7 protein-coding genes are annotated in these 9,359 nt (G+C 75.1%); 4 read left to right on the top strand and 3 right to left on the bottom strand.

The genetic code is table 11. The annotated features are described in order from the left end of the window. Window positions 1–2,094 (top strand): malto-oligosyltrehalose synthase (treY, locus tag CCN44_RS37945; protein WP_086703351.1); only part of this gene is annotated, 2,094 nt, incomplete at its 5' end. 31 nt (window positions 2,095–2,125) lie between these two features. On the opposite strand, the gene CCN44_RS37940 is transcribed toward treY, so the two are convergent. Further along, entirely contained in the window at window positions 2,126–3,121 is a 996-nt protein-coding gene (locus tag CCN44_RS37940) for a LysR family transcriptional regulator (RefSeq protein ID WP_237482465.1), read from the bottom strand. An 88-nt stretch (window positions 3,122–3,209) separates the two neighbouring features. On the opposite strand from CCN44_RS37940, the gene lpdA reads away from it, so the two are divergent. Continuing rightward, window positions 3,210–4,631 carry a dihydrolipoyl dehydrogenase gene (gene lpdA, locus CCN44_RS37935; RefSeq protein WP_086703348.1) on the top strand — a complete coding sequence of 474 codons (1,422 nt, stop codon included), beginning with the start codon at window positions 3,210–3,212 and terminating at the stop codon, window positions 4,629–4,631. A 137-nt stretch (window positions 4,632–4,768) separates the two neighbouring features. Then, entirely contained in the window at window positions 4,769–6,019 is a 1,251-nt protein-coding gene (locus tag CCN44_RS37930) for a M14 family zinc carboxypeptidase (protein WP_059253599.1), read from the top strand. 150 nt (window positions 6,020–6,169) lie between these two features. Here CCN44_RS37930 and CCN44_RS37925 read toward each other — a convergent pair whose 3' ends face one another. Together CCN44_RS37925 and CCN44_RS37920 are read right to left on the bottom strand one after the other, a co-directional pair. Continuing rightward, a complete protein-coding gene (locus CCN44_RS37925; protein WP_059253597.1) occupies window positions 6,170–6,583 on the bottom strand; it encodes an SSI family serine proteinase inhibitor in 414 nt (137 codons plus the stop codon). A 108-nt stretch (window positions 6,584–6,691) separates the two neighbouring features. Then, on the bottom strand, window positions 6,692–7,243 hold the full coding sequence (locus CCN44_RS37920) for a DUF1707 and FHA domain-containing protein (protein WP_059253595.1): 552 nt from the start codon (window positions 7,241–7,243) through the stop codon (window positions 6,692–6,694). A gap of 177 nt (window positions 7,244–7,420) precedes the next feature. On the opposite strand from CCN44_RS37920, the gene treZ reads away from it, so the two are divergent. Continuing rightward, window positions 7,421–9,166 (top strand): malto-oligosyltrehalose trehalohydrolase, encoded by a 1,746-nt coding sequence (gene treZ / locus CCN44_RS37915; protein ID WP_086703345.1) that lies wholly within the window; start codon window positions 7,421–7,423, stop codon window positions 9,164–9,166. Window positions 9,167–9,359 lie beyond the last annotated feature (193 nt).

Genomic DNA, 9,359 nt, shown 5'->3' with positions numbered 1-9,359 from the left:
GTGGACATCGTGCCCAACCACATGGCGCTGGCGCCCCGGTACAACCGCGCCCTGTGGGAGCTGCTGCGGGACGGGCCCGGGTCGCCGTACGCGCGCTGGTTCGACATCGACTGGGAGGCGCAGGGCGGCCGGCTGCTGCTGCCGGTGCTCGGCGGCCCGATCGGCTCGGAGCTGGCGCACCTCAAGGTCGACGGTGAGGTGCTGCGGTACCACGAGCACGCCTTCCCGCTCTGTCCGGGCACCGAGCACCTGCCGCTGCCGGAGCTGCTGGACGCCCAGTGGTACCGCCCGGTGTGGTGGCGGCTGGCCCGGACGGAGCTGAACTACCGGCGGTTCTTCAGCATCTCGGAGCTGATCGGGCTGCGGGTGGAGGACCCGGAGGTGTTCGAGGCCACCCACGGCACGATGCTGCGGCTGCTGGCGGAGGGCGTGTTCGACGGGCTGCGGATCGACCATCCGGACGGGCTCGCCGACCCGGAGGGCTACCTGGCGCGGCTGCACGAGGCGACCGGCGGGCGCTGGACGGTCGTGGAGAAGATCCTGTCCGACGGCGAGCACCTGCCGTCCTCCTGGCCCGTCGCGGGCACCACGGGCTACGACGCCCTGCGGCACGTCGACGGCCTGTTCACGGACCGCACGGGGGCGTACGAACTGCTGGGAAGGTACCGGGCGTTCGCGGCGCCGCAGACGGACCGGGGCGGCAACTGGGAGGCCACGGTCCGGCGGGCGGCGTACAAGGTGCTCACCCATGAGCTGGCCACCGAGACGGACCGGCTCACCCGGGTGGCCGCCCGGCTGTGCGCGGCCTCGCCGGATCTCTCGCTGCGCGACCGCGCGCCCTGGGCGCTGCGTACGGCCGTGGAGGAGCTGCTGGTCCGGATGCGGGTCTACCGGCCGTACGCCTCCGGTGACGCCGCCGCCGTGATCACCGAGGAGGCCGCCGAGGAGGCCCGGCTGGCGTTCGTGGTGCCGGAGGAGGCCGAGGCCGTCGGCGTCGTGCGCCGGCTGCTGGTCGAGCCGCCCGGCGATCCGTCGGCGCCGGACCACGCCGACCGGGTGGAGTTCCGCACCCGGTTCGCGCAGACGGCGTCCGCGCTGCGCGCCAAGTCGGTGGAGGACACGGCCTTCTACCGCTATGTGCCACTGCTGTCGACGGCCGAGGTGGGCGGCGACCCGGGCAGCCCGGGCGTGTCGCCGGAGGAGTTCCACGCGTACTGCGCGCGCGTGCAGCGCGACTGGCCGCTGACCGGAACGGTCGTCTCCACCCACGACACCAAGCGCAGCGCGGACGTGCGCGCCGCGCTGGCGGTCCTCACCGAGTGCCCGGACCGCTGGGCGCAGTTGCTCGCCGAGGTGACCCTGGCCGAGGAGGGGGTGCCGGACGGGCAGCTGGCCTGGGCGGCCTGGCAGACGGTGTTCGGGCTGGGCCCGGCGGAGGAGGAACGGGTCCAGGGGGCGCTGCTGAAGCATGTGCGCGAGGCCGGCATGTACACCAGCTGGACGGAGCAGGAGCCGCCGTACGAGGAGGCGGTGGCGGCCTTCGTCGCGGCGGGGCCGTGCGGGCCGCCCGGGGAGCGCGTGGCGGCCTTCCGCAAGGCGCTGGACCCGCACGTCCGGGCCAACGTCCTCGGCACCGCGCTGGTGCATCTGACGATGCCCGGGGTGCCGGACGTCTACCAGGGCACGGAGGGCGAGTACCGGGCGCTGGTGGACCCGGACAACCGGCGGCCCGTGGCGTTCCCGCCCGAGGCGCCCGGTGAGAAGGACGCGCTGACGGCGGCGGCGCTGCGGCTGCGCGCCCGGCGGCCGGACGCGTTCGGCGCGGGCGCGTCGTACGACCCGCTGACCGCCGAGGGCCCGGCGTCCGACCACTGCCTGGCGTTCGCGCGCTCCGGTGAGGTGGTCACGGTGGTGACCCGGCTGTCGCTGCGGCTCGGGGAGGCGGGCGGCTGGCGGGAGACGCGGCTGCCGTTGCCGCCCGGCCGGTGGGCGGACGTGCTCGTCCCGGGACGGGAGTTCACCGGGTCCGCGCGCGTGGCGGACCTTCTGGACCGGCTGCCGGTGGCACTGCTGGAGCGGGTCGCGGAGGACTGAGGCGCGGCGGCCGTTCCCGGACGGCCGCGGTTCAGTGGGCCGGTGCGGCGGAGGGCCGCGCGGCGGGGAGCTGCGCGGCGGGCGGCTGGGCCTCGGGCGGCCGGGCCTCGGGGCTCACGCAGTCCTCGTACGGCCCGGGGGTCCGCAGGGCCGGCCAGGTGGCGCGCAGCAGGTCCACGAAGGCCGCGGCGGCCCCGGTGGGCGGCACGCGCGCGTAGACGGTCAGGGAGCGCCTCCAGGCCGGGTCGGGGGTGAGCACCACGCAGTCCTCGCCGACGGCGCCGCGCACGATGTGGGCGGGCGCGACACACACGCCGACGCCGGCCGCGGCCATGCGGACGGCGGTGGACGTGTGCTCGGTCCACACGGCGGTCCGGGGGCGGAACCCGGCCTTCCCGCACGCCCAGTCGAGGAAGCGCTCGCCGTGCACGACGGGTTCCATGGCGCAGCGGATCCACGGGCGGTCGGCGAGTTCCGGGAGCGTGACCGTCGTACGGCCCGCGAACCGGTCGTCGAAGGGCACGACGAGGACGAGTTCCTCCTCGCCGAAGGGCACCACGGTGCCGGGCCGGCCGGCGGGCTCGGGGCCGACGGCGAGGTCGGCGGTGCCGCGCTGCACGGCCTCCTCCAGGGCCTCGGCGGTGGCGTACTCGTGCAGGCGCAGCAGGACTCTCGGGTGCGCCGTGCGCCAGCGGGCGAAGACGTCGGGCAGGGCGCCGACCGCGATGGAGTGCAGGGCCGCGACCTGTAGTTCGCCGCCCTCGGCGCCGACGGTGGCGCGGGCCGCGCGGCGGGCCCGCGCGGCGCTGCGGACGGCGAGTTCGGCGTGCGGCAGGAACGCGCGGCCCATGGGGGTGAGGCGCACCCCCCGGGGCAGGCGCTCCAGCAGGGCGCCGCCGACCGATTTCTCCAGCGCCTTGATCTGGTGCGAGAGCGCGGGCTGGGTGACGTGCAGGGCGTCCGCCGCACGCGTGAAGGACGCCTCCTGGACGACCGTCACGAAGTACTCCATCTGGCGCAGGCTCACCTTCACGTCCTCCCATAAGGGCCATGCATGGATTCCACAACAACATTGCCTTGGACTCATGACAAGGGGTGGACGGAGGGTGGATGCCATGACCATCGATACGGGCATCCACACCTCCGACGTGATCGTCATCGGCGGCGGCACCGGCGGCTACAGCACCGCCCTGCGCGCCGCCTCCCTCGGTCTGGACGTCGTCCTCGTCGAACGCGACAAGGTCGGCGGAACGTGTCTGCACCGGGGCTGCATCCCGAGCAAGGCGATGCTGCACGCCGCCGAGCTGGTCGACGGGATCGCCGAGGCCCGCGAACGCTGGGGCGTGAAGGCGACCGTGGACTCCGTCGACTGGGGTGCGCTGGTGGCCACGCGGGACGACATCGTGGCGCGCAACCACAAGGGCGTGGAGGCGCATCTCGCCCACGCCGGCGTCCGGGTGGTGCGGGGCGGCGCACGGCTGACGGCGCCCCGCACGGTGCGGGTGGAGGGCGTGCAGGACCTCACCGCGCGCCGTGCGATCGTCCTCGCGACCGGCTCACGCCCGCGCATGCTCCCGGGGCTCGTGCCCGACGGGCGGCGCGTGGTGACCAGTGACGACGCGCTGTTCGCGCCGGGTCTCCCGGCGTCCGTCCTGGTGCTGGGCGGGGGCGCGATCGGCGTGGAGTACGCCTCCTTCCACCGCTCCATGGGTGCGGAGGTCACCTTGGTGGAGGCCGCCGACCGGATCGTGCCGCTGGAGGACGCCGACGTGAGCCGGCATCTGACGCGCGGCCTGAAGAAGCGCGGCATCGACGTGCAGGCGGGCGCGCGGCTGCTGGACGCGGAGCTGCTGGACGACGGCGTACGCGCGCGCGTGCGGACCGCGCGGGGAGAGACCCGGACGGTGACGGCGGACCGGCTGCTGGTGGCCGTGGGCCGGGCGCCGGTCACCGAGGGCCTGGACCTGGCGGCGGCCGGGCTGACGACGGACGAGCGGGGGTTCGTCGCCCCGGCGGACTGGAACCGGCTGGAGACGGCCGTGCCGGGCGTCCACGTCGTCGGAGACCTGCTGCCGCCGCCCTCGCTCGGTCTCGCCCACGCCTCCTTCGAGGAGGGGCTGCTGGTGGCCGAGACGCTGGCCGGAGTGCCGTCGGCGCCGGTCGACTACGCGGCCGTGCCCCGGGTGACGTACTCCTCGCCGCAGACCGCCTCCGTCGGGCTGACCGAGGCCGAGGCACGCGCGCGTGGGCACGAGGTCGCTGTCGACACGATGCCGCTGACCGCCGTCGCCAAGGGGATGGTGCACGGTCAGGGCGGCATGGTGAAGGTCGTGGCGGAGGCCGGCGGCGGGCAGGTGCTCGGCGTCCACCTGGTCGGCCCGCACGTGTCGGAGATGATCGCCGAGAGCCAGCTGATCGTCGGCTGGGACGCCGAGCCCGCGGACGTGGCCCGGCATGTGCACGCGCACCCCACGCTGTCGGAGGCGGTGGGCGAGGTGTTCCTGACCCTCGCGGGACGCGGCCTGCACCAGCAGTGAACCCACGGCACGCAGTGGCCCGGACGGGGGCGGGCCACTGCGTCCGGGCGCCCCCGGGAGCCTCCCCCGCCGCATGCTTGACAGTTCACCCGTCCCGTGCGGGACTGGGAGGGCGAAGCCGGGCGGACAAGTCGGGGGTGAGTCCTCTGCCGGAGCTGCGCTATCCCAGCGTTCCCGAACTGGTCGCCTCCGCTCAGGGGTTGGCGGCTCGGGAACCCGGGCTGTGCGCGCTGCGTCAGGTGGGCGTCTCGCGCGCGGGAAGACCCCTGCACCTGCTGTCGGTGGGACACGCCCGCCGTGCCGTGCTCGTGGTGGCGGGTGCGCACGCCAACGAACCGACGGGCGGTTCCACGCTGCGGGTGCTTGCCGAAAGAGTGCTGGCGGAGCGCGAGTTGCGGGCGGACACCTCCTGGCACTTCCTGCTGTGCGCGGACCCGGACGGGGCGAGTCTGCATGTGACCCCGGCGCCGCGCAGCCTGCTCGACTACCACCTCGGCTTCTACCGGCCGACCGGCGCGGAGCAACCGGAGTGGTCGCCGGCGGTGCTGCCGCCGGACCGGCTGCCGCCCGAGACGCGGGCGCTGACCGGGGTGATCGACGAGTTGCGGCCCTATCTCCAGGTGACGCTGCACGGCACCGACCTGGGCGGCAGCTGGGTGCAGCTGACCAGGGACGTCCCGGGCCTCGCCGAGCCGTTCGCCAAGTCCGCGGCGGAACTGCACATTCCGGTGGAGACGGGGGCCTCGGACGCGGCGGGCTGGCCGGCCTCGGGCCCCGGAGTGCACGTGATGCCCGGCCCGGAGACCGGCGTGGCCTACCCGAGCATGCCGGACGACGCCCGGCACAGCACCTGGTACCACGCGCACCGGTACGGCGGCCTGACGGCCGTGGTGGAGGTGCCGATGTGGGCGAGCGACCTGGTGGACGACCCGGCACCGCACCCGGCTCCGGCGGCGGCCATGCGGCGGCTGGCCGCGCGGCTGCTGCGGGACGCGCGCGAGGTGGAGCGGATCCTCGCCGAGGCGCTGCCCCGGCTGGAGGGCGTGGACGGGCCGCTGCTGCGGGCCGCGCGGTGGGCGCTCGGGCTGATCCCGGGCCTGGCCGAGGACTGGATCCACACCGCCCCTGCGGGCACGACGATGGCGTACGTCGGCAGCGTGGACGCCTTCGGGCGCCGGCTGCCGCTGCGGGCCGCGTCGATGCTGCTGCGGGTGCTGCGGGAGACGGACGACCGGGCGGCACCGCGCCTGGAGCAGCTCGTCGCCACCTGGTGCGACGCCTTCGCGGAGCGGTTCCGGGCCCGCTGGGTGCCGTTGGAGCACCAGGTGGAGCACCAGTCCCGGACCGTGCTGGTGGCGGCGCAGCAGGCGCGTGAGCAGATGGCGTGAGCCGCCCCGGCCCACGCCACCCGGCCCGGGACACCGGCCCACGCCGCCGAGCCCCGGGACACCAGCCGGCGTGCCTCTGCCCCGGCGCACCAGCCCGCACACCGAGCCCCGGGGACGCCGGCCCGTGCAGGCCCGCCCGGGCGGCTCCGGTCAGCCGTCCAGGGTGAAGACGGATCCCGTCCGTGCCCTCATGACGCACGCGCTCGTGTACGTCTCCCGGAAGTCGACCGTCCGGCCGTCCCAGCGCCCGCGCGCGTGGGCGGTCACCGGGGCGAAGATCATCGGGCAGAAGGTGTCGGCGGCCGGGAGGCGGCCGATGTCCCCGCCGACGGCGGCCAGTTCGGCGCACGCCTCGCTCGCGCGCGCGTGCCCCCGCGGCGGGTCGCACAGCAGCAGCGCGCCGCGGGTGTCACCGGAGCGGGCGTCGCCCTTGGTGACCGTCAGATGGAGCCAGTTGGCGGGAACGAGGTCGTGGGAGGCCGCACGGGCCGGGCCCGCGGTGAGGAGACCGGCGGCGGCCAGCAGGGCGCCGGCCGCCGCTGCCGTTCTGGTGAGGTACGTCATGCCCGTTCCATCGGCACGGCGGCCCGGCTTCCGCAGTGCGGCTCACCCGATCGGGACGGCACGCGCGCGTGCGGGAGCACGCGTTCGAACGGGACCGGCCGGGCAGGCTCAGGGAGCCGTGAGCCGGAACGCCATCCTGCCGAAGGCCACCTGGTCGCCCTCGCGGACGGCGACCGCCCCGACCACCCGGCGGCCGTTGACGGTGGTGCCGTTGGTGGAGCCCAGGTCCTTGAGCACCCACAGGCCGCCCTGGTGGCGGAGTTCGGCGTGCACCCGGGAGACGGTCTCGTGGTTGAGGCGCAGCCCGTTCGCCGGGTCGCGGCCGATGCGCAGCGGGTGGCCGAGTCCCGGGTGCGGCAGCAGCAGCTTGGGCAGCCGCTCGGCCTGCCAGGCCCGGCGCAGCCGCACGGTGAACCCGGAGACGGCCTCCACGGTGCCCAGGACCGCGCGGGAGAACCGGTTCTCCCGGGGCAGGTCGGCGACCAGGGCGGCGAGTTCGTCGGAGCGGCGCGCGGCGAGTGCCAGCTCCATGCGGCGCACGAACGTGTCGTGCGAGAGCCGGCCCATCGCGACGCCGTCGCGCAGCACCCGCAGCGCCTTGTCGCGCTCCTCGTCGGACAGGCGCGCCGGGTAGGTGGAGAACTCGAAGGACGACGTCACGCAGGTGATTGTCGGGCAGTGCACCCCGGGTGTCCAGAAACCCCGGAATCCGTGCGGGTGTGCGGGCACTTCCGCGACACCTGCCACCAAAGGGCGAATTCGAAAGCGGATTGATCGTCCGGGGCGGCACGATGGACACGCGGGACATCACGGTGAGCAGACGAAGGGGAACCGTCCGTGCAGTTCGAGGTGTGGGCACCGCAGGCAGACCGAGTGACGCTCCATTGCGAGGGCACCACGCGCGCGTTGGCGCGCGATCCCGCGCGCGAAGGGTGGTGGACGGGCGAGGCGGAGGCGGCGGACGGCGCGCGGTACGGGTTCGCGCTGGACGACGGTCCCGTCCTGCCCGACCCGCGCTCGCGCCGCCAGCCCGACGGCCCGGACGGGCTGAGCGCGGTCGTGGACCACGGGCGCCACGCGTGGCGCGCGCAGTGGCCGGGACGCGCGCTGCCCGGCGCGGTGCTGTACGAGCTGCACGTGGGCACGTACACCCGCGAGGGCACCCTGGACGCCGCCGCGGCCCGTCTTGAGCACCTGGTGGAACTGGGTGTGACCCACGTGGAGTTGATGCCGCTGTGCCCCTTCCCGGGCCGGCACGGCTGGGGGTACGAGGGGGTGTCGCTGTGGGCGGTGCACGAGCCGTACGGCGGCCCCGCAGCACTGAAGCGCTTCGTCGACCGGGCGCACGAACTCGGGCTGGGCGTCGTCCTGGACGTCGTGCACAACCACCTGGGCCCGTCGGGCAACTACCTGCCGCGGTTCGGGCCGTACTTCACGGACACGCACACCACCCCGTGGGGCTCGGCGGTGAACCTGGACGCGCCCGGCTCGGACGAGGTGCGCGCCTTCCTCGTCGGCAGCGCGCTGGCGTGGCTGCGGGACTACCGGATCGACGGGCTGCGGCTGGACGCGGTGCACACGCTGTACGACACGCGCGCGTGCCACTTCCTGGAGGAGCTGTCGGCGGCCGTGGACGACCTGGCGGCCGAGACGGGCAGGCCGCTGTTCCTGATCGCCGAGTCGGAGCTGAACAACCCGCGGTTCATCACCCCGCGCGCGGAGCACGGCCTCGGGCTGCACGCACAGTGGAACGACGACTTCCACCACGCCCTGCACACCGCGCTGACCGGCGAGTCGCAGGGCTACTACGCCGACTTCGCGCGGGATCCCTTCGCCGCGCTCGCCAAGACGCTCACCGGCGGCTATTTCCACGACGGCACGTACTCCAGCTTCCGGGGCCGCCGGCACGGCCGGCCGCTGGACCGGACGCGGGTGGCCGGGCACCGGTTGCTCGGTTACAGCCAGACCCACGACCAGATCGGCAACCGCGCCCAGGGCGACCGGCTCTCCGCCCTCCTGTCCCCCGGTCTGCTGGCCTGCGCGGCCACGCTGACGCTGACCGCGCCGTTCACGCCGATGCTGTTCATGGGCGAGGAGTGGGCGGCGACCACGCCCTGGCAGTTCTTCACCGACCACACCGATCCCGAGCTGGCCGAGGCGGTACGGCGGGGCAGGCGGCGCGAGTTCGCCTCGCACGGGTGGGCCGAGGAGGACGTACCCGACCCGCAGGACCCGGCGACCCGGGAACGGTCCTGCCTGGACTGGTCGGAGCCGGAACGCGAGCCCCACGCGCGCGTGCTGGCCTGGTACCGCCGGCTGATCGCCCTGCGGCAGGAACAGCCCGATCTCACCGACCCGGACCTCGCCGACACGAAGGTGGCGTACGACGCGGACGCCCGCTGGCTGGCCTTCCGGCGCGGGGACGTACGGGTGGCGGTGAACCTGGGCAAGGAGGAGGCCGCGATTCCGCTCGGCACCGGCCGGATGGAGGTCCTCGCGGCCTGGGAACCGGTCCAGGCACCGGGCCCGGACGGACTGCTCCAGGTGCCCGGGGAGTCGTGCGTGGTGCTGACCCAGCCGTGAGGGAACGGGGCGCTGAACGGCGGGCATGGCTGCCGTCCGCGCCCCGCGGCTGCCTCGGGTGCCCTGAGGGGACCCCGCGGCCGGCGTTCGGGCCCTGAGGAGAGCGTGCGACCGGCGTCGGACCTTGAGGAGGGCCTGCGGCCGGCGCTCGGGGGCCGAGGGGCTGCGGCCGGAGCTGCGGCAGCGAGGGGCT

It is taken from the genome of Streptomyces tricolor, from assembly GCF_002155905.1.
In the GTDB taxonomy this organism is placed as follows: Bacteria; Actinomycetota; Actinomycetes; order Streptomycetales; family Streptomycetaceae; genus Streptomyces; species Streptomyces tricolor.
Note: the sequence above shows the minus strand (reverse complement) of the source record. Positions and strands in the feature narration are given on the sequence as shown.